Origin of the sequence: Cellulophaga sp. RHA_52 (assembly GCF_007827205.1) — a bacterium.
In the GTDB taxonomy this organism is placed as follows: domain Bacteria; phylum Bacteroidota; class Bacteroidia; order Flavobacteriales; family Flavobacteriaceae; genus Cellulophaga; species Cellulophaga lytica.
Genome location: NZ_VIRZ01000001.1, coordinates 289,908 through 315,645, shown reverse-complemented (window position 1 = coordinate 315,645; position 25,738 = coordinate 289,908). Strand labels below are relative to the sequence as shown.

General features: G+C 33.0%; 20 protein-coding genes. 7 read left to right on the top strand and 13 right to left on the bottom strand.

Annotated features, from left to right (window positions below; all coding sequences use genetic code 11):
- The first annotated feature begins 18 nt into the window (after nt 1-18).
- Together JM80_RS01365 and JM80_RS01360 are read left to right on the top strand one after the other, a co-directional pair.
- Nucleotides 19-501 (top strand): biopolymer transporter ExbD, encoded by a 483-nt coding sequence (locus tag JM80_RS01365; protein ID WP_013621397.1) that lies wholly within the window; start codon nt 19-21, stop codon nt 499-501.
- 86 nt (nt 502-587) lie between these two features.
- Nucleotides 588-1,256: a porin family protein gene (locus tag JM80_RS01360; protein ID WP_144709015.1), complete on the top strand. Its 669-nt coding sequence runs from the start codon at nt 588-590 to the stop codon at nt 1,254-1,256.
- Between the two features lie 599 nt (nt 1,257-1,855).
- Here the strand turns inward: JM80_RS01360 and rpoN are convergent.
- The 10 genes from rpoN to rplM form a co-directional block, all read right to left on the bottom strand.
- Nucleotides 1,856-3,307: an RNA polymerase factor sigma-54 gene (rpoN, locus tag JM80_RS01350; protein ID WP_013621400.1), complete on the bottom strand. Its 1,452-nt coding sequence runs from the start codon at nt 3,305-3,307 to the stop codon at nt 1,856-1,858.
- Nucleotides 3,308-3,351: 44 nt separating this feature from the next.
- Nucleotides 3,352-4,785, bottom strand: a complete 1,434-nt coding sequence (gene asnS / locus JM80_RS01345; protein WP_013621401.1) for an asparagine--tRNA ligase — start codon at nt 4,783-4,785, stop codon at nt 3,352-3,354.
- 68 nt (nt 4,786-4,853) lie between these two features.
- The gene (locus tag JM80_RS01340; protein ID WP_144709014.1) at nt 4,854-7,271 is read right to left on the bottom strand and encodes an RND family transporter; all 2,418 of its coding nucleotides are present in this window, start codon (nt 7,269-7,271) and stop codon (nt 4,854-4,856) included.
- An 89-nt stretch (nt 7,272-7,360) separates the two neighbouring features.
- The gene (locus tag JM80_RS01335) at nt 7,361-7,759 is read right to left on the bottom strand and encodes a hypothetical protein (RefSeq protein ID WP_075695076.1); all 399 of its coding nucleotides are present in this window, start codon (nt 7,757-7,759) and stop codon (nt 7,361-7,363) included.
- A gap of 11 nt (nt 7,760-7,770) precedes the next feature.
- Complete coding sequence (frr, locus tag JM80_RS01330; protein ID WP_034643219.1) at nt 7,771-8,328, bottom strand: ribosome recycling factor; 558 nt, start codon at nt 8,326-8,328, stop codon at nt 7,771-7,773.
- Between the two features lie 41 nt (nt 8,329-8,369).
- Nucleotides 8,370-9,077, bottom strand: a complete 708-nt coding sequence (pyrH, locus tag JM80_RS01325) for a UMP kinase (protein WP_013621405.1) — start codon at nt 9,075-9,077, stop codon at nt 8,370-8,372.
- A gap of 171 nt (nt 9,078-9,248) precedes the next feature.
- Entirely contained in the window at nt 9,249-10,214 is a 966-nt protein-coding gene (gene tsf / locus JM80_RS01320; RefSeq protein WP_013621406.1) for a translation elongation factor Ts, read from the bottom strand.
- Nucleotides 10,215-10,313: 99 nt separating this feature from the next.
- Entirely contained in the window at nt 10,314-11,336 is a 1,023-nt protein-coding gene (rpsB, locus tag JM80_RS01315; RefSeq protein WP_013621407.1) for a 30S ribosomal protein S2, read from the bottom strand.
- Nucleotides 11,337-11,588: 252 nt separating this feature from the next.
- On the bottom strand, nt 11,589-11,975 hold the full coding sequence (gene rpsI, locus JM80_RS01310; RefSeq protein ID WP_013621408.1) for a 30S ribosomal protein S9: 387 nt from the start codon (nt 11,973-11,975) through the stop codon (nt 11,589-11,591).
- On the bottom strand, nt 11,975-12,427 hold the full coding sequence (gene rplM / locus JM80_RS01305) for a 50S ribosomal protein L13 (RefSeq protein ID WP_013621409.1): 453 nt from the start codon (nt 12,425-12,427) through the stop codon (nt 11,975-11,977). The genes rpsI and rplM overlap by 1 nt, the downstream gene beginning before the upstream one ends.
- 241 nt (nt 12,428-12,668) lie before the next feature.
- Between rplM and JM80_RS01300 the strand changes: the two genes are divergently transcribed.
- Together JM80_RS01300 and JM80_RS01295 are read left to right on the top strand one after the other, a co-directional pair.
- Nucleotides 12,669-15,293 (top strand): DUF5916 domain-containing protein, encoded by a 2,625-nt coding sequence (locus tag JM80_RS01300; protein WP_144709013.1) that lies wholly within the window; start codon nt 12,669-12,671, stop codon nt 15,291-15,293.
- A gap of 72 nt (nt 15,294-15,365) precedes the next feature.
- Nucleotides 15,366-15,851, top strand: coding sequence for a lipocalin family protein (locus JM80_RS01295; protein ID WP_013621411.1), 486 nt, complete (start codon nt 15,366-15,368; stop codon nt 15,849-15,851).
- An 80-nt stretch (nt 15,852-15,931) separates the two neighbouring features.
- On the opposite strand, the gene polA is transcribed toward JM80_RS01295, so the two are convergent.
- Nucleotides 15,932-18,772, bottom strand: coding sequence for a DNA polymerase I (gene polA / locus JM80_RS01290; protein WP_144709012.1), 2,841 nt, complete (start codon nt 18,770-18,772; stop codon nt 15,932-15,934).
- 29 nt (nt 18,773-18,801) lie between these two features.
- Nucleotides 18,802-19,812: an isoaspartyl peptidase/L-asparaginase family protein gene (locus JM80_RS01285; protein ID WP_013621413.1), complete on the bottom strand. Its 1,011-nt coding sequence runs from the start codon at nt 19,810-19,812 to the stop codon at nt 18,802-18,804.
- Nucleotides 19,813-19,853: 41 nt separating this feature from the next.
- Here JM80_RS01285 and JM80_RS01280 point away from each other — a divergent pair, with 41 nt between their 5' ends.
- From JM80_RS01280 to JM80_RS01270, 3 genes are all read left to right on the top strand, one after another.
- On the top strand, nt 19,854-20,582 hold the full coding sequence (locus JM80_RS01280) for a copper homeostasis protein CutC (protein WP_144711133.1): 729 nt from the start codon (nt 19,854-19,856) through the stop codon (nt 20,580-20,582).
- Nucleotides 20,583-20,632: 50 nt separating this feature from the next.
- Complete coding sequence (locus JM80_RS01275) at nt 20,633-21,859, top strand: metallophosphoesterase (RefSeq protein ID WP_144709011.1); 1,227 nt, start codon at nt 20,633-20,635, stop codon at nt 21,857-21,859.
- 91 nt (nt 21,860-21,950) lie between these two features.
- Complete coding sequence (locus JM80_RS01270) at nt 21,951-22,247, top strand: co-chaperone YbbN (protein ID WP_013621416.1); 297 nt, start codon at nt 21,951-21,953, stop codon at nt 22,245-22,247.
- A 53-nt stretch (nt 22,248-22,300) separates the two neighbouring features.
- On the opposite strand, the gene JM80_RS01265 is transcribed toward JM80_RS01270, so the two are convergent.
- Nucleotides 22,301-25,654, bottom strand: a complete 3,354-nt coding sequence (locus JM80_RS01265) for a DUF2723 domain-containing protein (RefSeq protein WP_144709010.1) — start codon at nt 25,652-25,654, stop codon at nt 22,301-22,303.
- Between the last annotated feature and the right edge of the window lie 84 nt (nt 25,655-25,738).

The window sequence follows — 25,738 nt, the reverse complement described above, 5'->3', positions numbered from 1 at the left end:
CATTTAATACAAAGGAATATGTCAAAATTTAAAAAGAAAAAAGACGGAGAATTGCCTCCAGTTTCTACGGCTTCTCTTCCGGATATTGTATTTATGCTTTTGTTTTTCTTTATGACAGTTACAGTAATGAAAGATAGCGAACCTTTGGTGGCAAATGAGTTACCAAACGCAACTGAAATTAAAAAGCTAGAAAAGAAAGACAGAGTAGTTTATATTTTTGTTGGTCAGCCTACAGAAAAATATCAGAGCGCTTTTGGTAAAGAGCCAAAAATACAGTTAAACGATAAGTTTGCTAACGTTTCTGAAGTAGGAGATTACGTTTTAGAAGAAATAGCTAAGAAGCCTCAAGAGGTTCAAAGTTCTATAACAACAGCTTTAAAAATTGATAAGAATGCCAATATGGGTATTGTTATGGATATTAAAGAAGAGTTAAGAAAAGTAAATGCTTTAAAAGTAAACTACACCACTTATGAAGGTGATGCTTTTAAAAATTTACAATAATTTAGATAGTTAAACTATTATATGCGCTTCAAATAGGTAAAACTATTTGAAGCGTTTTTTTATACAATAACTTTTATACGTACTATATGTTTCGTTTATGTATTTTATTTGGACTTATATGTTTTTCTTTATCTGCTCAAAATACAACCGTAGATAGTCTTTATTTGGAAGATCAGTTTTATATAGGACTTACTTATAATACTTATGGTGATAAGCCTTCTAGCTTTACGCAGCGTAATTTGCCCTATGGTTTACAACTTGGTTTTATAAAAGATTTACCAATTAATAAAAAAAGGAATGTTGGTTTTGGTGTTGGTTTTGGTTACGCAGTAAATAACTACTATTCAAATTTAATTGCAACCAAAGACAGTGAGGGCATAAGTTACACTTTTGCAGATGAAGATTTAGATTATGAACGTAGCAAAATAGTTACGCATATGGTAGAGTTTCCTATAGAGTTTAGATGGCGAAAATCTACACCTACTAAATATAAGTTTCTTAGAATTTATGGAGGTGCTAAATTGGGGTATGTTTTTTCTTCTAAGTCTAAGTTTGTTTCTGATGATTTTAAAGAGGTTTTTAGTAATACTGATATTGTAAACTTTAGATATGGTCTACAATTTAATATAGGTTATAATACCTGGAACATTCATGTGTATTATGGCTTAAATAGTTTGCTGGATGATGCTTTTGTAGACGATGAACAACTACTTATGAAGCCAATACGAGTAGGATTTAATTTCTATATTTTATAGCCAATATTTAATTGTTAGTAGCTGAGAGCTAATTCCAATTAAAAAACCTACTATAATTTCTAAGGTAGTGTTGGTTTTTAAATACAATTTAGAAGTAGACACTAAGCCAGTACAAAAAACGGTGATGGCAATAGCGTAAATAATATTTATCTCAAAATGGACGCTAAGGCTAATTAAAAACATAAGTAGACTTCCCATTCCTGTTGCGTGTAAACTGCTCTTAAAACGTATTAAAAGCAATAGTAAAGAGCAAAAGATAGCGGCAACTAAGCCTAAAAAGTAAAAAAACAGTTCTGAACTATAATTGTTTGGTATTACTTTGTAAACCACTAACAACAGTAAAGCTAAACTTATGTATAGTGGATATTTTCTTTCTTTTATGGTGGGTAGGCTATATGATGTTATTAGTCCTACGCTCCTAAGTATAATATAACATACTATAGGAACAATAACAGTTAGTATTAAAATAGGCAATGTGTTGCCAAAAAAGTGATTTTGAGTGTAATATTGTGGCGTAATTTTAAAATAGCAAATGCAGCCAATTATGGGTATAAATAAAGGGTGAAATATAGAGGATATAATTTTATGAAACCCTTTCATTAAATCTGCTTTCTTAACCTTGCTACAGGTATATTTAATTGTTCTCTGTACTTTGCAACAGTACGCCTTGCTATTGGGTACCCTTTTTCTTTTAAAATAGCAGCTAGCTTGTCATCAGTTAAAGGTTTTCTCTTTTCTTCTTCACTAATAACGTTTTCTAGTATTTTTTTAATTTCTTTAGTAGATACATCTTCACCTTGCTCATTCTTCATAGATTCAGAAAAATATTCCTTAATCAATTTAGTACCATAAGGTGTGTCTACATATTTGCTATTTGCTACTCTAGATACAGTAGAAACATCCATACCAATAGTGTCTGCAATATCTTTTAAAATCATTGGTCTAAGCTTTCGCTCATCTCCAGTTAAAAAATATTCTTTTTGGTAGTTCATAATAGCGCTCATTGTTACATAAAGCGTTTGTTGCCTTTGTTTAATAGCGTCTATAAACCACTTGGCAGCATCTAGCTTTTGTTTTATAAAAAAAACAGTGTCTTTCTGTGATTTAGATTTTGTTTTAGAATTTTTGTAGCCTTCTAGCATATTATTATACTGTCTAGATACGTGCAATTCAGGAGCATTTCTTCCGTTTAGAGTGAGCTCTAGCTCTCCGTCTGCAATTTTAATTGAAAAATCTGGTACAATATGTTCTATTATTCTAGTATTACCAGCATATGAGCCACCTGGCTTTGGATTTAATTTTTCAATTTCAGAAATAGCTTCTTTTAGTTCATCTTCTGTAATGTTGTGTTTTTGCAGAAGTTTTTTGTAGTGCTTTTTAGTAAACTGATCAAAAGACTTTTCTAGTATTTGAATTGCTAGTTCTATAGCAGGTGTCTGTTCTTTTCTAGAAAGCTGTATAATTAAGCATTCTTCTAAAGATCTTGCAGCCACACCAGGCGGATCTAACTCTTGTACTAAATTTAGTACTTTAATTATGTCTGCTTCTTCTGCAAATACATTTTGTGTAAAAGCCAAATCATCCATAATGTCTGTAATTGGTCTGCGTATATAACCGCTTTCATCAACACTACCAATTAAAAACTCGGCAATTGCCCAGTCTTTATCATCTAAATAAACGGTATTTAATTGTGTCATTAAATGTTGATGAAAAGAGGTTCCGGCTGCATAAGGAATACTCTTTTCATCGTCATCTGCACTATAGTTATTTGCTTGCGTACGGTAATCTGGAATTTCGTCGTCAGAAAGATATTCATCAATATTGATATCTTCAGCTTCAATTTTTTCAGTGTCATTATCGTACAAATCGTCATACTCATCCTCAATAGTTTCGGCTTCTTCTTTACCGCTTTCTAATGCAGGATTTTCTTCTAACTCTTGCTTTAGTCGTTGTTCAAAAGCTTGTGTAGGAAGTTGAATTAACTTCATAAGTTGTATCTGTTGTGGAGACAACTTTTGTGATAACTTAAATTGTAGGTGTTGTTTAAGCATTAATGTTAATTCTTTTTATGACTTTTTATATATTGTTATGTATTTTAAAACTCTGCATTTTGTGGTGTTCTAGGGAAAGGTATTACGTCTCTAATATTACCCATTCCTGTAGCAAAAAGCACCAAACGCTCAAATCCTAATCCAAAACCACTGTGTACTGCGCTTCCGTATTTACGTAAGTCTGTGTACCACCATAGTTCTTTTTCATCTATATCTAATGCTTTCATTTTCTCTAAAAGCACATCTAATCGTTCTTCTCTTTGTGAGCCGCCAACTATTTCTCCAATTCCTGGGAAAAGTATATCCATTGCTCTTACTGTTTTTCCGTCTTCATTTAAACGCATATAAAATGCTTTTATTTTTGCAGGATAATCAAACAATATAACTGGACATTTAAAGTGTTTTTCTACAAGAAAACGTTCGTGTTCACTTTGTAAATCTGCTCCCCATTCATTAATAATGTATTTAAACTTCTTCTTTTTGTTTGGTTTGCAGTTTCTTAAAATCTCTATAGCTTCAGTGTAACTAACTCTTTTGAAGTTGTTGTCTGTTATAAACTTTAATTTTTCAATTAATGGCATTTCACTACGTTCTGCTGCAGGCTTAGTTTTTTCTTCGTCTAACAAACGTTTTTCTAAAAACTCTAAATCATCTTTACAGTTTTCTAATACGTAAGATAAAACACTTTTAATAAAATCCTCAGCTAAATCCATATTAGCATCTAAATCATAAAAAGCCATTTCTGGTTCAATCATCCAAAACTCTGCTAAGTGTCTAGATGTGTTAGAGTTCTCTGCTCTAAACGTAGGTCCAAATGTATATACTTTACCTAGGCCCATTGCGTAGGTTTCTGCTTCTAATTGGCCAGATACAGTTAGGTTTGTTTCTTTGCCAAAAAAATCTTCACTATAGTCTACAGATCCGTCTTCTTTTAAAGGCGGCTTTTTAGAGTCTAAGGTAGATACTTTAAATATTTCACCAGCTCCTTCTGCATCAGAACCCGTAATAATAGGTGTGTGTACGTGATAAAAACCATTTTGTTGAAAATACTGGTGCACAGCAAAAGATAAAGCTGAGCGCATACGCATTACAGCAGAAAAAGTGTTGGTTCTTACGCGTAAGTGTGCTTTTTCTCTTAAAAACTCTAATGTGTGTTTTTTAGGTTGTATAGGGTAAGTTTCTGGGTCTGCGCCTCCGTGTATTTCTAAAGAAGCTACTTGTATTTCTACAGATTGTCCTTTCCCTTGGCTTTCTACTAGGGTTCCTTTTACTTTTATTGCTGCACCTGTAGATACTTGCTTTAGTAAACTTTCGTCTAATTTTTCAAAATCTACAACACATTGAATGTTTTGTATGGTAGAACCATCATTTAAAGCAATAAATCTGTTGCTTCTAAATGTTTTTACCCAACCACTTACGGTTACTTCTTGTAAAAGATGTTTTCCGGACAATAAATCCTTAATGCTGTTTGTGTTCATTATAAAATATGCTTCTTATTTTAAGTGATAAAGATAACTTTTTTTAAATCGTCTTTAAAATACTCAAATTAGTTTTGATTATTGATTTGATTTTTTTTCTTGATTTTAACCTCTTCTTTAGGTAAAATATCTATTTGTGGTTTTTTAAGCACTTCTTTGTTTGCTATACTGCGTTCTAAAGAAAGTAGTAATGAAGGTAGTAGTATTAAATTAGCTAACATTGCAAATAATAACGTTGCAGATACTAATGCTCCTAATGCTACAGTACCTCCAAAGTTAGAAATTATAAAAACTGAAAAGCCAAAGAATAAAACAATTGAAGTGTAAAACATACTAACTCCTGTTTCCCTTAGTGCAGCATATACAGATTTTTTAATTGCCCATTTATTCACTACAAGCTCTTGTCTGTACTTTGCTAAAAAATGAATGGTATCGTCTACAGAAATTCCAAAGGCAATACTAAATACTAAAATAGTAGAAGGTTTTATTGGTACACCAACAAAGCCCATAACGCCTGCTGTAATTATTAATGGTAGTAAGTTAGGTATTAATGATATTACAATCATTCTAAAAGACCTAAACAAGTAAGCCATAAATAGAGCTATTAGGCCAATAGCTAGTGCTAATGATAAAACCAAATTGTTTACAAGGTATTTAGTTCCTTTTAAAAATAATAAAGCCTTACCAGTTAAAAAGGTGTTGTATCTTTCTTTTGGAAATATCTTGTCTAAATTTTCTTGTAAACGTCCTTCTATATCTTGCATACGCTCAGTATCTACATCTCTCATAAAAGTTGAAATACGAGCAGTTTGTCCAGTAGAATCTACAAAACTCTCTAGTAAGTTTCCGTTACTTTTAGAGTTACGAGCCACGTCCATAATAAAATTATTTTCTTGTGTGGTTGGTAATTGGTAATACTTAGGAATTCCGTTGTAAAAGGCCTGTTTAGAGTATTTTACAAGGTTAACTGCTGATATTGGGTGAGACAGTTCTGGAATATCTTCAATTACTTCTCCAAACCTATCCATTCTTTTTAATGTAGCAGGTTTTAAAACACCATTTTTTCTTTTAGTATCTATAACAACTTCAACAGGCATTATGCCTTTAAATTCTTTTTCAAAAAAGCGAATGTCCTTAAAAAACTCTGCTTTTTTTGGCATATCTTCAATAGGACTTCCAGAAATATTTATTTGGTAAATGCCAATAATGCTAACTGTTAATAGTAAGATAGAAACAATGTAGACGCTAATTCTTTTGTTTCTAACAATGTTTTCCATCCAGCTAACAAAAGTGTCAATCCACTTTGTGTTTAAGTGTTTTAAATGCTTGTCTTTAGGCATTGGTAAAAAGCTGTAAACTATTGGTATTATTAAAAGTGATAGTATAAAAATACCAATGATGTTTATAGATGCTACAATACCAAACTCTTTAAGTAATTGACTGTCTGTAATTATAAAAGTTGCAAAGCCAGATGCAGTGGTAATATTTGTCATTAACGTTGCATTACCAATTTTAGATATTACACGTTGTAAGGAAAGTGCTTTGTTACCGTGCTTTTTAACTTCTTGTTGGTATTTGTTTATTAAAAAAATACAGTTTGGAATACCTATTACAATAATAAGTGGAGGTATTAAGGCGGTTAGTACCGTAATTTCATATTGTAATAAGCCTAATATGCCAAAAGCCCACATTACGCCAATAATTACAACGCACATAGATATAAATGTGGCTCTAAAGCTTCTAAAAAAGAAAAAGAAAATTAATGAAGTTACGCCAAGGGCTGCAAGTATAAACTTGTTTATTTCATCTATAATATTTTTAGAGTTCATTGTGCGTATATATGGCATTCCAGATATATGCAAATTCATCTCAGTTTCCTTTTCAAACTTTTCTGTAAGATGTTTAAAATCTTTTAAAATAAAATCTTTACGTACAGATGTGTTTACGATGTCCTTATCTAGGTAAACTAAAGTTCTAATTGTACCTGTTTCTTTATTGTATAATAGATTTTCGTAAAACGGCATATTGTTAAATAGATGCTGTTTGAGACTGTCAATTTCTTTAGAGGTTCTTGGTTTAGACTTTATAAAGTTTTGAAGTAAAAATTTTTGTCCGTCTTCTGTTTTAACCAGTTCTTTAAGGTTGTCTGTAGATAATACAAAATCTACCTCTGGAAACGCATCTAGTTGCTTGCTAAGTTTGTTCCATCTATTAAATTTTTCTGGAGTGTAAAGAGAGTTGTCTTTTGCGGCTATTGCAATTACATTACCTTCTTCTCCAAATAGCTTTAAAAATGACTGGTATTTAATATTAACCGGATGGTGATCTGGTAATAAGTTAGCTTCTGAGTTAGAAAACTTCATGTTTTTCCATTGAAAACCTAGAAAAACGGTAAAAGCTATTATTAGTAGTATAATGAGAATTCTGTTTCTCAGAATTATCCTAGCAGTTTTTGCCCAAAAACCTTGCGTAATCTTTGCAACCATTATATGTAATTAAGGTGCGCAAAGGTAAAGAATGATTGTTAGTGTTCCCAAAAAATGCGGTTTAAATACGTGTTAAACCTAAATAAAACTTAATCTCCTATTTTGATTTTGTGTTGTTTGCAGAAATCTATAAGTGCTGCTAAGGAAGTATGCTGTTCAGAAACCTCTAAGTCTCTATGTTTTTTATTGATAAGCTGAAATCGGTAATACGTTATGTTTAATATTTTAACTGCTTTAAGACTACTTATTTCATTTAGGTTGTAGGTAGATCTATATGATTTTTGAGTAAGCATATAAATTGCATAACTTATTGATGCAATTAATAGTACTATGGAGAGGTAGAAGAGTAAGTTGCTCTTATTGTTAATAATATTTAAACCAGAGCTTAAAATAATAAGTACAGAGAAGATTTTACCGTTGATTTTTTGACTTTTAATATTATCAATAATCTCAATTTTGCTTAAATCTTCTCTGTAATTTATTTTCATTTAAAAAAAAATTAAACTTTCATTATTTCTGCTTCTTTGGTAACTAGTAAAGCGTCAATTTTTTTTGTAAACAAGTTAGTTAAATCTTGTACATCTGCTTCTGCATTCTTTTTTAAGTCTTCAGATGCATCATCTAAAGCTCTAATTTCTTTATTTGCTTCTTGTCTTGCGTTTCTAATTCCAATTTTAGCATCATCTGCTTCTCCTTTAGCTTGTTTTGCTAAATCTCTTCTTCTTTCTTCTGTTAATGGTGGTACGTTTATAATAACAAAATCACCATTGTTCATTGGGTTAAAGCCAAGATTAGAGTTCATGATGGCTTTTTCTATTTCTTGAAGCATATTTTTTTCCCATGGTTGAACAGATATTGTTCTGGCATCAGGAGTGTTTACATTAGCTACTTGAGAAAGTGGAGTTGCAGATCCGTAGTAGTCTACCATAACACTAGATAGCATAACTGGGCTAGCTTTACCTGCTCTAATTTTAATAAATGCTTTTTCTAAATGGTCTATTGTGCCATTCATACTCTCTTTAGTACTGTCTAATATAAAATTAATTTCTTCGTTCATTGTGTTACTATTTAATCTTGGTTCAGCATAAACTGTACCACTTATAAATTTACTTCTGTTCCTATATTTTCTCCTGATAGTAGTTTTAATAAATTTCCTTTTGTGTTCATATCAAAAACCACAATAGGTAATTCATTTTCTTGACTTAATGTAAATGCGGTGGTATCCATTACTTTTAAGCCTTTATTAAGTACATCTTGAAAAGATATTTTATCAAACTTAGTTGCATTGGCATCTTTTTCTGGGTCAGATGTGTAAATGCCGTCTACTCTTGTTCCTTTTAATATTACGTCTGCTTCAATTTCAATAGCGCGTAATACAGCTGCAGAATCTGTTGTAAAATATGGATTACCTGTTCCGCCACCAAAAATAACTACTCTTCCTTTTTCAAGGTGTCTCATAGCTTTTCTTCTAATAAATGGTTCTGCTACTTCGTTTATTTTAATTGCAGTTTGTAGTCTTGTTTGTACGCCTGCGTCTTCTAATGCGCTTTGCAAGGCAAGCCCGTTTATTACGGTAGCTAGCATTCCCATATGGTCTCCTTGTACGCGGTCCATACCGTTACTTGCTCCAGCAACACCTCTAAAAATATTTCCTCCACCAATTACTATTGCTACCTGAATACCTTTGTCTATTACTTGTTTTATCTCAGTAGCATATTCTGCAAGTCTTACAGGGTCTATGCCGTATTGTCTAGAGCCCATTAAGGCTTCTCCGCTTAATTTTAAAAGTATTCTTTTGTATTGCATTTTTGGTGATGTTTATGGTTAGCAAAAATAATGAAAAAAATGAACGGTAAAGTATGTCTCATATTTTATTCTATTATTTTGTTGCGTTATAGTTGTTGTAATAAAATAAAAAAGCCGTTTCCTAAAAAAAGGAAACGGCTTTAATTATAACTTTAAAAGTTTTGTCTTTTGTTATCCAAGAGCAACTCTTTTAAAAGATGCTACAGCTACATCGCCGTAAGAAGAAACGTAAGATGCTACGTTAATTTTTTCATCTTTAATAAAGTTTTGGTCTAATAAACATTGCTCTTGGTCAAGAGTAGTGTTGTCAGATACAAATCTTTCCATTTTACCTGGTAAAATTTTGTCCCAAATTTGCTCTGGTTTACCTTCTGCTTTAAGTTGTTCTTTTGCACTTTCTTCTGCAGCAGCCATAACTTCTGGAGTTAATTGTGCCATAGAAATGTACTGAGGTACGTTTTTAAGAGTTTTCCCTAAACGCTCTAACTCAATATTGTCTTTTTCAATAACAGCAATTCTTGCTTCAGTTTCAGATGCTATGTAAGCTGGGTCAAAATCTTTGTAAGATAATGTTGTAGCTCCCATAGATGCAATTTGCATTGCAACGTCTTTAGCTAAAGTTTCAATGTTATCTACTTTAGCAGTAAAACCAACTACAGCAGCAATTTTGTTAATGTGTACATAAGAACCAACGTAAGGAGCCTCTACAGTCTCAAAAGCGTTAATTTCTAATTTTTCACCAATAACACCAGTTTGCTCAACTAATTTGTCTGCAACTGTCATACCGTCAAAATCAGCAGCTAAAAACTCATCTTTAGAGTTGTAGTTAAGTGCTAATTCTCCTAATTGGTTAGCAAGTGCTAAAAAGTTTTCGTTTTTACCAACAAAGTCAGTTTCACAACCTAATACTATTGCAACACCTTTGTTAGCATCTGCATTTACTTTAGCAACTGCAGCACCTTCGCTAGAGTCACGATCAGCTCTTTTTTCTGCTACTTTCTGACCTTTTTTACGTAATACGTCAATTGCTTTGTCAAAATCACCTTCAGCTTCAACTAAAGCTTTTTTGCAGTCCATCATTCCTGCGCCAGTAGCTTTTCTTAGTTTATTTACTTCTGCAGCTGTAATTTTTGCCATTTTATTTTAAGTTTTAATATTGCTCTAAATAAAGATTAATTTTTTAGAACGATGTTAAATTAATATTTTGTTTTATTTATATAAAAGGTTGTGAATAGATTATTCTATACCACCTTTAGTATTGTCTTGCCATACTTTTAACTCATCCCATTTACCATCAGCAGCCATTTTAGCTTGCTTTGGCCAAGAACCAGGGTTTTTAGATGCAAAACTAGAACCAGCAGCAGTTAATATAGCGCTTAAATCTTCAACAGATTTAGCAGCTAAGTCTGCGTAAGTTTTAATTCCTTCGTTTTGGAAAATCTCAGCAATTTTAGGTCCAATTCCTTCAACTTTAGTTAAATCATCTGTAGCAGTTTTAGCTTCTGCTTTAGGAGCTGCTTTTGCTTTAGGAGTAGAATCTTTTCCTTCTTTTTCAGCTTGTTTGTCAGATTTGCGATCAGCTAAACCTTCTATTATAGCTTCAGAAACGTGAGATAATACAGCTTCAATAGATTTAGAAGCATCATCGTTAGATGGTATAATGTAGTCTATTGGTCTAGGGTCAGAGTTTGTATCTACCATTGCAAAAATAGGAATGTTTAATTTTAAAGCTTCCTTAACTGCAATGTGCTCTCTCATTGTATCTACAATAAATAAAGCTCCTGGTAAACGAGTCATATCAGAGATAGAACCTAAGTTTTTCTCTAATTTAGCTCTTAAACGATCTACTTGTAAACGTTCTTTTTTAGATAAAGTTAAAAAAGTACCATCTTTTTTCATTCTATCAATAGAAGCCATTTTTTTAACAGCTTTACGAATAGTAACAAAGTTAGTTAACATACCACCTGGCCATCTTTCAGTGATGTAAGGCATATTTGCTTTTCCTGCTTTGTCTGCAACAATGTCTTTTGCTTGTTTTTTGGTAGCTACAAAAAGTATTTTTCTACCAGATGCTGCTATCTTTTTTAAAGCTTCATTAGCTTCTTCAATTTTTGCAGCTGTTTTGTATAAGTTAATAACGTGTATTCCGTTACGCTCCATATAAATATATGGTGCCATATTCGGGTTCCACTTTCTTGTAAGGTGACCAAAGTGTACACCTGCTTCTAATAAGTCTTTTACTTCAATTTTGTTTGCCATTTTTTTTGTAATAGTTTACGTTCCGTTTTACTTAGCAATGCTAAAGTAGTGCGTATGCAGTCTCTAACATTTAGATGCTAAACTAGTGTTTCCTGTATGGTAGCAGAAAACAACGACAACTTGTTTTAATTTATGCTTTAGAATTTTTTCTAAAGGCTTCTCAATGAACTTGTTTTTGTTGGCATTACCAACGGTATAAAATCAGAAAAAATCTGATGTAAAAAAACCGGAACAATGTTCCGGAATATATTCTTAACGCTTAGAGAATTGAAATTTCTTACGGGCTTTTTTCTGACCGAATTTCTTACGCTCTACCATTCTTGGATCTCTAGTTAAAAGACCTTCTGGCTTTAATATCAATCTGTTTTCAGCATCTACTTCGCACATTGCTCTAGAAAGAGCTAGTCTAATAGCTTCTGCTTGTCCAGTAATACCTCCTCCGTAAACATTTACTTTTACGTCAAAGTTTTCATCATTGCTGGTTAAAGCAAATGGTTGTTTTACTTTGTACTGTAAAGTAGCAGTAGGGAAATATTCATTTAAATCTTTTTTGTTGATTGTAATGTTACCTTTTCCTTCAGAAACATATACACGTGCAACAGCAGTTTTACGTCTGCCTATTTTATGAATTACCTCCATTATAAATCCTTTAAGTTTATTGCTTTTGGTTTTTGTGCCTCTTGGTTGTGCTCAGGACCTACGTAAACTTTTAAATTACGAAAAAGTTCTGCTCCTAATCTGTTCTTAGGTAGCATTCCTTTTATTGATTTTTCCACTACACGTGCTGGGTTCTTCTCCAACATTTCAATAGCTGTCTGAGACCTTTGTCCACCAGGGTAACCTGTGTGTCTTATATAAGTCTTAGTTTGCCATTTGTTACCGCTAAGAGTAACTTTCTCTGCATTGATAACAATTACGTTATCCCCACAGTCCACATGTGGTGTAAAATTAGGTTTGTTCTTTCCTCTTAAGATTTTTGCAACCTTAGAAGCAAGACGACCCAACGTTTCTCCTTCAGCATCAACCAATAACCACTCCTTAGAAACGGTTGCTTTATTGGCTGAAATTGTCTTGTAGCTTAATGTATCCACACTAATATATTTTTATTATTTACTTAATCCCGATAAACGGGGTGCAAATGTACAATTATTTACTTGAAATACAAATGCTTATTTCCGTTTATTTTTATTGTTTTTTTTAAATGCTATTGTTTTCTTGATTTCCCAAGCTTTATTTTTTTCGATTTTAACAAAATTTTGTCTTTTTTAGCTACAATTATATAATAGGAGTGCTATTTTTACGCCTTATATTAAAAAATAACCAGAATAACCAATGTTAAAGTTTAGTCTAACAAGTGCTTTAGTATTTTTAACTACAGCGCTTTTTTCTCAAGAAAGTGCAAATATACAAGTTCCTAAGAGGGTGTACACTACAAATAGTGTAGAAAATAAAAAATCTCCTGTTATAGATGGTTATTTAACAGATGCTGCTTGGAATAATGTAGAGTGGCAAGGAGATTTTGTAGAGTGGAGGCCAGATGAAAATACTAGTCCAACCCAACCTACCAAGTTTAAAATAGTGTATGATGATAAGTTTTTATATGTTGCTTTTAAATGTTATGACTCTGATTTAGATAAAATTGAAAAACGTTTGTCTAGGCGAGATGGTTTTCAAGGAGATTGGGTAGAAATTAATATTGATAGTTATAATGATAAAAGAACAGCTTTCTCTTTTACATTTACAGTAGCAGGTGTTAAGGGTGATGAGTTTATATCTGAAAACGGTAGTAGTTGGGACAGTAGCTGGAACCCTATTTGGTATGGTAGCTCTAAATTAGATGATGAAGGTTGGACGGCAGAACTTAAAATACCTTTTAGTCAGCTTAAATTTGGCGATGCTAAAGAGCAGGTTTGGGGATTACAAGTTAAACGTAGAATTTTTAGAGCCGAGGAGCGCTCCATTTGGCAACGTATTCCTTTAGAGTCTTCTGGTTATGTTAGTGAGTTTGGTGAGTTACGTGGGTTGTTAAATATTAAGCCTCAAAAACAATTAGAAATTCAACCTTTTGTGGTCAATCAATATGATAGTTATCCAAAAGAAGTTGGCAATCCTTATAGAGATGGGTCTGATTATAAGTTTAATGGTGGTTTAGATGCTAAAATTGGTGTAACAAACGATTTAACTTTAGATTTAACAGTTAATCCAGACTTTGGTCAAGTAGAAGCAGACCCAGGAGCAATAGCGTTAGATGGTTTTCAGATATTTTTTAGGGAGCAACGTCCATTTTTTATAGAAAATAAAAACATTTTTGACTATGAATTTGGTAGTGGTCAAGATAATTTATTTTACAGTAGACGTATTGGGCGAAACCCTCACGGAAGACCTTCCTTGGAGGATGGTGAGTATGCAGATGTGCCTAAAAACACAACAATTCTTGGAGCAGCAAAATTCTCTGGTAAAACTAAAAGTGGTTGGTCTTTAGGGCTTTTAGAGAGTGTTACTGGTAAAATGTATGCAGAAATAGATACTAACGGAGAAAAAAGAGATGAACTTGTAGAGCCGCTTACTAATTATTTAGTTGCAAGAGCTCAAAAAGATTTTAATAATAGGAACTCTTATGTTGGTGCAATTTTTACATCAACAAATAGGCGATTAGAAGATGACTTAGACTTTTTACATAAATCTGCTGTTTCTGCCGGTGTAGATTTTAAGCATAACTGGAAAAATAGAGAATATTATGTAGAGGGCAACTTTGTTGCAAGTTCTGTTCGTGGTTCTAAAGAGGCTATAACTAATACTCAAAAATCTATTACGCATTTGTTTAACAGGGTAGATGCTGGTCACGTTAGGTTAGATACGTCTAGGACATCTTTGTCTGGTACTGGTGGTAAGTTAGAATTTGGTAAGGCTGGTGGTGGTAATTGGCGTTATGAGGGTGGTGTACTTTGGTATTCTCCAGAGTTAGAATTAAATGATATAGGTTTTTTGCGTCAGGCAGATAAAGTTACTCAGTTTGCAGAAGTTCAGCGTTTATTTTTAAAGCCTACAGATTTTTACCGAAATATACGTTTGCAGTTGGGGCAATATTCTACTTTTGATTTTGATGGAAACTATAATATTATGTCATACCAGTTTAATGGTAATATAAGTTATAAAAATAATTGGTGGACAGAAGTAGAAGCAACATATAACCCTGTTTTTTATAGTAATGCTAATTTGCGTGGTGGACCACGTTGGCGTTATGCAAAAGAAGGTGGTTTGGCGTTATTTGCAGGGTCAGATAACAGAAAAAAGTTTTACTCTACTGTAGGTTATGTTGGTAACAGAGGTGCAGAGGATACATTTAGTTACAATAGATATGTGTTTAGGTTCACCTATCAACCAGTAGATGCGTTTAGTTTGTCTATGGATAATGAGTTTTCTACAGAGAAAAGTAAAACTCAATATGTAACCCAGCGTACAACTAATAATATAACAAGGTATATTTTAGGTGAAATTGATCAAAATACATTTAGTAGTTCTATACGCTTAAACTATAATTTAAATCCTAATTTAAGTCTTCAGTATTATGGACAACCTTTTATTTCTAGAGGTACTTACACTAATTTTAACTATGTAAATAATCCTATTGCAAATAGTATTGATGATAGAATTACACTATATGGAGCTAATCAGATAGCATTAGAAAATGGGGTTTATATTGTAGATGAAGATGCTAATGGAATTACAGATTATGAGTTTGGTGATCCAGACTTTTCTTTTGTGCAATTTAGATCTAATTTAGTTTTGCGATGGGAATATATTCCTGGTTCGGAAATTTTCTTGGTTTGGTCACAAGGTTTAACGGGTAACGCCAATCCAGATGATGCGCTTGGAAGGAGTTTAAACAGGCAAATTTTAGACCGCAAAAAAGATAATACTATTTTGCTAAAAGCAACATACAGGTTTATATTATAGGTAAAATTAGTGCTATTATACTATAATAAAGTATTTTGCGTTTTTTAAAGTAAAAATAATCAACTAAATAAAATGATAAAAAAAGGCATATTATTAATAGCGTCTATCTGTTTGTTAAATTTTTCTTGCTCTACAGATAGTGAAAAAGAACTATTTTCTGAAAATAGTTTAGTAGGTACTTGGGTGATTTCTGATGTTACAAGGGAAGAATCTTCAGAGGTGAATTTTCCTCAAGAAATAGCAAAGAATCTTATAGATCAAGGTTGTAAAATAATTACATATACTTTTAATGCAGATGATACATTTGTAGGTAAGGATAAATTAAATTATTTTGTAATTGAATCTAATGGCGCAGGTATAGAGGTTGATTGTCCTGAAGAGACAGATACTTTAGTTGGTACTTGGGATTTAAATGATGACCAATTAACAATTACAGATCCTACAGGAGGAGAAACTGTTATTACGGTTGACTTAAACGGTAGTACCTTAATTATTGCAGGTGAAGATATTGATGAAGATAATTATGATGGTTTAGATATTGTTTTTACAAAAAACTAAAACCATTTTACTAATAAATAAAAAAGGACATTAGGTTTTTCTAATGTCCTTTTTTTTTTTTTTTTTGTGTGTGTATTTGGTTAATGGGCAACTAGCCAGTTGTCTCCTGTTCCTATTTCTACATCTAAAGGAACTGCAAGTGAGTATGCATTTTCCATTTCTGTTTTAATAAGTGCTCTTACTTCTTCTAGTTCTGTTTTGTGAGCATCAAAAACAAGTTCATCATGTACTTGTAAAAGCATTTTTGTTTTAAAATTGCCTTCAGTAAGTCTTTTGTGAATGTTTATCATTGCAATTTTTATAATATCTGCAGCGCTACCTTGTATTGGGGCGTTAACGGCATTACGTTCTGCTGCGCTACGCACTACGGCATTTCTAGAGTTAATATCTTTTAAATACCTACGTCTTCCTAAAACTGTTTGTACGTAACCGTTGTCTCTTGCAAAATCTACCAACTCACTCATGTATTTTTTAAGTTTAGGGTAGGTTTCATAATAGGCATCTATAAGCACTTTAGATTCTCCTCTGCTTAAATCTGTCTGGTTGCTTAGTCCAAAAGCAGAAACGCCGTAAATAATTCCAAAGTTTACCGTCTTAGCGTTGCTACGTTGCTCTCTTGTAACTTGGTCTAAAGGAACGTTAAATACTTTTGAAGCTGTAGAGGCATGAATGTCTTCTCCGTTTTTAAATGCTTCAATCATTGTTGTTTCATCACTTAAAGCTGCAATAATACGCAGTTCTATTTGTGAGTAATCTGCTGCAAGTAGTGTGTAGTTTTCATCTCTAGGAACAAACGCTTTGCGTACTTGTCTTCCGCGTTCTGTGCGTATAGGTATGTTTTGTAAATTAGGGTTGTTACTACTTAGTCTTCCTGTAGCGGCAACTGTTTGCATATAATCTGTGTGTACGCGTCCAGTACTTTCTTCTACTTGGTCTGGTAATGCGTCAATGTATGTGCTTTTAAGCTTAGCAAGTCCTCTGTATTCTAAAATGTTTTTAATTATCTCATGGTCTTGTGCAAGGTATGATAGTACATCTTCTGCGGTGGAATACTGACCTGTTTTTGTTTTTTTAGGCTTGTCTACAAGTTTTAGTTTTCCAAAAAGTATTTCTCCTAATTGTTTTGGTGATGCAATATTAAATTCTTCCCCAGCGGCTTCATAAATGCTAGTTTCTAGATTTTTAATATCTGTATTTAGCTCTTCAGATAGTGAGTTTAAAAAATCAACATCTAGGTTTATACCTTCTAACTCCATATCTGCTAAAACACTTAGTAGTGGAATTTCAATTTCATTAAATAACTCTTCTGTTTTAGCATCTTTTAACTCTGGTTTAAAATGACTAGCTAATTGGTAAGTAATGTCTGCATCTTCAACTGCATACTCTGTTTGTTTTTCTGTTGGAACTTGGCGCATAGATAATTGATTTTTACCTTTTTTACCAATTAATTCTGTAATAGAAATAGGGGTGTAGTTTAAGTATGTTTCTGCTAATACATCCATATTGTGTCTCATATCAGGGTTTATTAGATAGTGAGCTAACATAGTGTCAAAATAAGCTCCTTTAATAATAAGGTTGTATTTGCGTAAAACTTTTATATCATATTTTAAATTCTGACCAATTTTTTCAATTTTTTCATCTTCAAAAAACGGACGTAATTGCTCTATTAGTTCCTGGGCTTGGTCTTGGTCTTCAGGAAAAGGGATGTAAAAACCTTTACTTGCTTCCCATGAAAAAGCAATTCCTACTAATTCTGCTGTTAGCGGATTTAATCCTGTTGTTTCTGTGTCAAAACAAACGGATGTTTGTTTCATTAAATTCTGTAAAAACAATTTCATAGCCATTCCTGGAGCAACACTTTGGTATATGTGCGGAATGTCTTTACTTGTTTTTCTGCTAGAAAGCTCTTGTTGTACTTGTGTTGCAGAAGCGCTACCGCCTCCGCCAAACAATGAAAACTGGCCTGCTCCTGCAGTACTTGTTTTTGCTGTTTTTTTAGATGATTTTTCAGTATTGGTTTCGGAGTTGGTTGTAGTTTCTGTAGCAAATGTTTTAATAAGGTTATCTGCAAGTCTTCTGAACTCTAATTCTTCAAAAATTTCAGTAACTTTTGGAAGGTCTGGTTGGTCTAGTTCATATTCTTTTTCATTAAAATCTACAGGAACATCTAGCATAATACGAGCTAGCTTTTTAGATAGTAAGCCTAATTCTTTATTGGCTTCTATCTTTTCTTTCATTTTTCCTTTTAGTTCGTGGGTATTGTCTAGTAAGTTTTCCATGCTTCCGTAGGCAGCAAGAAACTTTTTAGCTGTTTTTTCTCCAACACCTGGTAGTCCTGGGATGTTGTCTACAGAGTCTCCCATCATCCCTAAGTAGTCTATAACCTGTTCTGGTCTTTCAATTTCAAACTTTTTTAATACTTCTGGTATTCCCCAAGTTTCATATCCGCCACCAAACATTGGTCTGTACATAAAAATATTTTCAGAAACCAATTGCGCAAAGTCTTTATCTGGTGTAACCATAAACACTTTGTAGTTTTCTTTTTCTGCTTTTTTGGCAAGTGTGCCTATAATATCATCTGCCTCATACCCTTCTTTTACAACAACAGGTATGTGCATTGCTTTTAAGATATTTTCTATATAGGGAATGGCAAGTTTTATGGCTTCTGGTGTGGCATCGCGGTTGGCTTTGTAAGCTTCAAACATTTCTACACGGTCTACGCTGCCGCCACGATCAAAACATACAGCTAAATGGTCTGGTCTTTCTCTTTTTATTACGTCTAATAAAGAGTTTGTAAAACCTAATATTGCTGATGTGTCTAGTCCTTTAGAGTTTATTCTTGGGTTTTTTATAAATGCATAATATCCTCTAAAAATAAGTGCATATGCATCTAGTAAAAAAAGTCTTTTTTGATCTGCCATTTTATAATCTTAATTAAGTGTCAAAACTACTAATTGTTGTTTTGTATTTCATCTTTCTTGTAAAAAGAATTTACTTGTTCATTGGTATTGCTGTCTTTTGTTGTTTTACGGTATGTAAAACCAGGGTGTACGCAATAACCACCTGTTTCTCCTTTTTTATTCATTGCTAAAAAGCCAATCTGAAAATCTTCACGGTTTTTATTTTTAGCCATTATTCTTTTTACACCTTCTTCACAGGCTTCTTGAGGAGATTTACCTTGTCTCATTAACTCTACAATTAAAAAGCTACCTACGGTTTTAATAACTTCTTCTCCAACACCGGTAGCAGTTGCGCCACCAACCTCATTATCTACAAATAAGCCAGCGCCTATTATTGGAGAATCTCCAATGCGTCCACCAACTTTGTATGCCATGCCGCTAGTGGTGCAAGCTCCAGAAATGTCGCCATTTTTATCCATAGCTAACATGCCAATAGTGTCGTGGTTTTCTATGTTAATTATAGTTTCGTATTTAGAAGTTTTCTTCCATTCCAGCCAATCCTTTTTAGATTTTTCTGTAAGTAAGTTTTCTTTTTTAAATCCTTGTTCATAAGCAAATTGTTCTGCTCCTTTACCAGCTAAAATTATATGAGGTGTTTCTTCCATAACCTTACGTGCTACAGATACCGGGTGTACAATGTTTTGTAAATAAACTACAGAGCCGCAATTGCCATCTTTATCCATAATGCAGGCGTCTAATGTTACATTGCCATCACGATCTGGTCTGCCGCCTAAACCTACTGTATTGTTGTTAGCGTCTGCTTCTTCAACCATTACACCTTGCTCAACAGCATCTAAAGAGTTTCCGCCTTTGGCTAAAACTTCCCAGGCTTTATCATTTGCATTTTTAAAATTCCATGTGCAAATAGCAATAGGCTTTACCGTTGCTGCTTCAGTATTAGATGTAATTGTTTTTTTCTGGTCACAAGATGCTAATAATGGAGCAGAAATGATACCGGCTGTACTTAAAGATGAATTTTTTAAAAACTTTCTTCGTTTCATAATAGTAGGTTAACTAATTTTAGGCTTTAAATATAATGAATATGATTTTAGAAGTGTGCGCAAATTCATTGGAATCTGCTATAAATGCAGAAAAAGCAGGTGCTACCAGAATAGAGTTGTGTGCAGAACTTGGTGTTGGTGGTGTAACGCCTTCATATGGTCTTATTAAAGCTGTGCTAAATGCGGTGAATATACCTGTGCATATATTGATTAGGCCTAGAAGTGGAGATTTTACATATTCAAATTCTGAATTTGAAGTAATGAAACAAGATATTGCTTTATGTGTACAGTTGGGTTGTGCGGGTATTGTTACAGGTGTTTTGCTTAAAAATTTTCTATTAGATGAAGAAAGAACTCAAATTTTAATTAATGAGGCAAAGACTTTGCAATTTACTTTTCATAGAGCTTTTGATTGGCTTAAGAATCCAGAAGAAGCATTTTTAACATTGCAAAGTATGGGTGTTAATTATGTGTTGTCATCCGGGCAAAAAGCTTCGGCTTTATTGGGTATTCCTTTGCTCTCTAAATTAAACAAAAAAGGATCAACCTGTGTGATAATGCCAGGGGGCGGATTAAGAGTAGATAATATTGTCAATTTTAAAAATGAAGGGTTTAAAGCATTGCATATGTCAGGTACTATTTTTTGTAAAACCTTAGATGAAGATGTGCCTTTACCTATGATTTCTAATTCTTTTTTGGTAGAAAATCAAATAGCAACATCTAGTGTAGAGGTTATAAAACAAGTGGTTGCTTTGTTAAATAACTCTTAAATAGGTATTTCTCTTTAACAAACAAATACCTTTGCAAAAAAAAATAGATTATGCTTCGTTGGATTATTTTTGTCCTAATTTATTCGGTTTTGGGGTTTTATGCTTTTCAGGCATTAAAAACAACAACTAAAGTTAATTGGCTGCATTACCTTTATATTGGGGTGTCACTTTTGGCTGTTATCAATTTTATTTACCAATTTAGTGTGGGTAATGAAGGTAGGGTTATTAGTATTTCTATGAGCTATGCTTTTGGCTTTTTATTAAGTGTAATGGCATTTAATTTAGTGCTTATTATTTTTCTTTTTTCTGAAGATATTATTCGTTTTTTAGCAGGGCTTTATACTAAATTTTTTGGAACATCTAAAGAGTTTGTGTTGCCTAGTCGAAGACGTTTTTTAAGTTTAATAGGTTTAGGCTTGGCTTCTTTGCCGTTTGGAGCTTTGCTTTATGGTATGGCTAAAGGGAAATATAATTTTAAGGTTTTAAAGTATGAATTGGCTTTTGATGATTTGCCAGATGCTTTTAATGGATATCAAATTACACAAATATCAGACGTACATAGTGGTAGTTTTGATGATGAAGAGAAAATAAAATATGCTATTAATTTAATTAATGAGCAAAAGAGTGATGTTTTATTATTTACTGGTGATATGGTGAATAATATAGCAGATGAAATGGAGCCTTGGAAAGATATTTTTTCTAAGCTTGAAGCAAAAGATGGTAAGTACTCTGTATTGGGCAATCATGATTATGGTGATTATGTTAACTGGGATTCTGATGAGCTAAAAGAAGCTAATTTAGATAAGTTAAAAGAAATACAGAAAGAGATTGGTTTTGATTTACTTTTAAATGATAGTAGATTTCTGCAAAAAGGGAGTGATAAAATAGCCTTAGTTGGAGTAGAAAACTGGGGTGTTGGTGGATTTAAAAAAGCAGGAGATTTAAAAAAGGCTACTGCAAATGTAGGTAAAGATGATTTTAAAATATTGATGAGTCATGATCCTTCTCACTGGGAGCATGAAGTTATTAATGATGATTACCATTATCACTTAACGTTAAGTGGACATACGCACGGAATGCAGTTTGGAATTGAAATTCCTGGCTGGATAAAATGGAGTCCCATTAAATGGAGATACCGCTATTGGGCGGGTATATACAAAGAAATGGGGCAGTACATAAATGTTAATCGTGGTTTTGGCTTTTTAGGCTATCCGGGTAGGGTAGGTATATGGCCAGAGATTACGGTAATTACACTTAAAAAGAAAGAGTTGGCTTAGTTTTGCGACTGCATTAGTGGTAAAAAAATGGCTTAAACTGTATAATTTAACAATTTTTCTTACTTTTGATTAACAACCCAAAGATTTATTTATGTCTAAATTTGGAGAACTAATAGATTTACAAGTACCTGTATTGCTAGATTTCTATGCGGAATGGAATGAGCAATCATCACAAATGCACCCTGTTTTAAGGGATGTAGCTGCGGCTTTAGGTGATAAAGGTAAAATTATTAAAATTGATGTAGATAAAAATAAAGAGCTTGCGCAGGCATTGCGTGTAAAAGGCTTACCTACATTAATGATCTACAAAAATGGCGAAATGGTTTGGCGCCAAAGCGGAGAGCAAGATGCAAATACACTTATTGCGTTGCTTAAAGAATACCTATAAAAAATAGTAATTATATTTTATTATGATATAAACTAACACAAGCTATTCTTGTGTTAGTTTATGCTATCTTGTAGTACAGTAGCACTTGTGTCTACTGTACTAGAGTCTGGTAAATCTGGATCTGACATTGGCAGTTCTTCAGGGGTTTCTTCCTGTATTAGTCTTCTGGATTTGTTAAAATGAGAAAACTTGTTTAAGAACTCAGTAGCAATCAATTCTTCTTGCTCGGCTAACTTGGTCTCTTTATTAGATTTAAGTATATCTATAAGTCTAAAATAGCTTTCAAGGTCTCCTAAGATATCATTTTCTCTAACGTATTGTTGACTTAGATCTAATGTGTTGTAGTATGCTAAGTTTTCTTGATACTTAGTTTTTAGCTGAGCAAATAAATCTTTTGCTTTTTGTGTTTCGCCAACTTTAAAATATCCATCTACAAAAGGCTCTACAAAGGCGTAGTACCCAAAATAGTCTACAGGCATATTGGTAACAGCAATGTCTATAATGTCTTTTGCTTTTTCTATTTTGTTTTCTTCAATAAGTTGTTCTGCAAGTCTTGCAAGGTTACCTCTAAAGCTAATAGATTGCGATCTTGTTTGAGGGTCGTGGTAAATATCAGAACTTCCAGAATTACCCCATTCCCATTTTTTAACAATGCTATACATTAACTCGCTATCTATGCGCCCCATATCATAAGGGTTTGCATTTTTAGTTTTAATTGGCACCAATTTGTATGCTAAGCCATCTAGTTGTAAGTAATCTTTCATCCAAATGTATTCGCCGTTATCAAAACTACCACCAGAGAAATATATAGGTCTTTTCCAGTCATTGTTAGCTAGTAAGTCTAGCATTAGTAAACGGTTTTTACTTAATGAACCTGGTAAGTCAATATCTATATAATCTACAATTAAATCTTCGTCTTCAGGTTTTACCAATCCGCTTTCTAAAACATTTTTCTTGTTTACTGGTATGCGTATTTTATTAGTAGGGTAATAAATTAAATCTAAAAGATTATCTGGATACTGACTAAGGTCTGCGCCTTGCCTTTGGTAAAGATATCTAAGTTTATTCTGTGGTTTGTCACTGGCAATCCAGTTCATAAAATCTTTAATATCTAACCTTTTGTCTTTAAATTGCTCTAGTGGGTTTCCGTAGATAACATCTCTAGAGCCAAATCTGTATTTTTTATGTGTTAGCTGAGATGGTATAGGGTCACTTGTGTAGGCTTTCTTTTTCATTTGGTCTATGTACCAATCTGTAGCAAATAAACTAGTGTTAATAATACGTACATCTGTACGGTAGCCTTCAATTTCTTGTAGGTACCATAGCGGAAAAGTATCATTGTCTCCAATAGTAAATAAAATTGCTCCTGCATCTTCTTGCGTAGAGTCTAAGTAAGACCTTGCAGTACTGTTTGCGGTAAACCTGTTAGATCTATCATGATCATCCCAGTTTTGAAAGGCCATAAGTGTTGGTACAGCTAATAGGCAGACAATAGTAATTATTGGAGCAATAATTTTTGCAGAGGTTATTTTTTTTAGTTCGTCATACAAGCCAGCAACTCCTATGCCAATCCAAATTGCAAATACGTAAAAAGACCCAACTAAAGAGTAGTCTCTTTCTCTAGGTTGAAATATGGCAGGATTAGTGTAAAATTGAATGGCTAAACCAGTGAATAAAAAGAATACTAATAGGGCCCAAAATTGTTTAGGGTCTTTTTTTATTTGAAAAAGAATACCAATAATTCCTAATATAAGAGGTAGGAAGAAGTATGTGTTTCTTCCTTTGTTGTTTAAAATATCACTTGGCAAATTATCTTGGCTACCTACTAGGTGGTTGTCTATAAAACTTATACCGCTAATCCAGTTACCATGGTTGTTGTATCTTCCTTGTACGTCATCTTGTTTACCAACAAAATTCCACATAAAGTAACGCCAGTACATATATCCAAACTGAAAATCCATCATATATTTAATGTTGTCCCATATGCTTGGTGGTATAACCTCTATGTATCCTTCGCTATTAGCTTCTCTTAAAAATCCAATATATTGCTCTGTTCCTATTTCACCTGTAGCGTGACCGTCTTTTAGTTGTCTAGAGATGTCTCTTAAGTCTTGATTGCCTAAATATTTAGGTTTTATTTTAAAATCTAATGCGCCATAGTATTTCATATAGTTTTCTGCATTTTCTCTAGACCACATTCTAGGTAAAAAACCTGTGTGATTTTTATCTGCTCCTTGGTCTGCATCTTTGTAGTTATTTACAATTATGTACTTGCCAAGTTTTAGATCTTTTTCGTATTTTGGTTTACCATCTTTAGGTTCTCCTCCAGAAGAAAAAGCATCAGAATAATATGCGCCATATATAGGACTGTCTACACCAGGGTATTGTTCTCTGTTATAGTATGCTAGTAATGATCTTGCGTCAGATGGATCGTTTTCATTAATAACTACATTTGCATTTGCACGTATTGGAAGCATTAGCCAGGTAGAGAATCCTAGAAATAAAAACATTAAACACAAAACAATAGTGTTTGCAGTTTTAAAGTTATTTTTCCTGGTGTAATTTAAGCCAAAAGCAAATGCGCAAATAAAAATTATACCCATTATAATAGAACCAGAGTTAAATGGTAGGCCTATGTTATTAATAAAGAAAACTTCACTCCAACCAAAAAGCTTTAAAACGTATGTTAGAGAAAATTTGTAGACTAACATTAAAACGGCAATTACTGCAATGTTGGCAATTAAAAAGTTTTTAATTGTAGTCTCTTTGTATTTTTTAAAGTAAAATAATAGTCCTACTGTAGGTATAGCTAAAAAACCCATAAACTGTATACCAAATGTAAGTCCTATAACAAAAGAGATCATAATAATCCATCTGTTTCCTCTAGGTTGGTCTAGTTCATCAACCCACTTAAGGCCCAGCCATAAAAGTAAGGCCATTATAAAGCTGGCCATAGCGTAAACTTCTGTCTCTACAGCGTTAAACCAAAAACTATCAGAAAAAGTAAAAGCTAAAGAGCCAACTAAGCCGCTACCTAATATTGCAATGGCTTTACTGTTTGTTAAAACACTATTAGCTTCTTTAAGTATAAGTTTCTTTGCTAAATTGGTTATAGACCAAAACATAAACAAAATTGTAAAGGCGCTAGATGCTCCTGAAACAAAATTAACCATACTAGCAATTTGTGTTTTGTCTGTTGCAAACATTGCAAAAAATGCGCCTATTATTTGTAGTAAGGGAGCTCCAGGAGGGTGTCCTACCTGTAGTTTTGCAGAAGTAGCAATGTATTCCCCAGCATCCCAAAAGCTACTTGTAGGTTCTACAGTTATTAGATAAGTAATAAATGCAATTAAAAAGGCTACCCAGCCAAGGATGGTATCCCATTTTTTAAAATTGTTAGAGAACATACGGTTTTTTTTGTTTATGAATTAAGGCGAATTTAGTAATAAATTGAGATATGAGAGATAAAATTTTATAAAGGTTTAACAAAG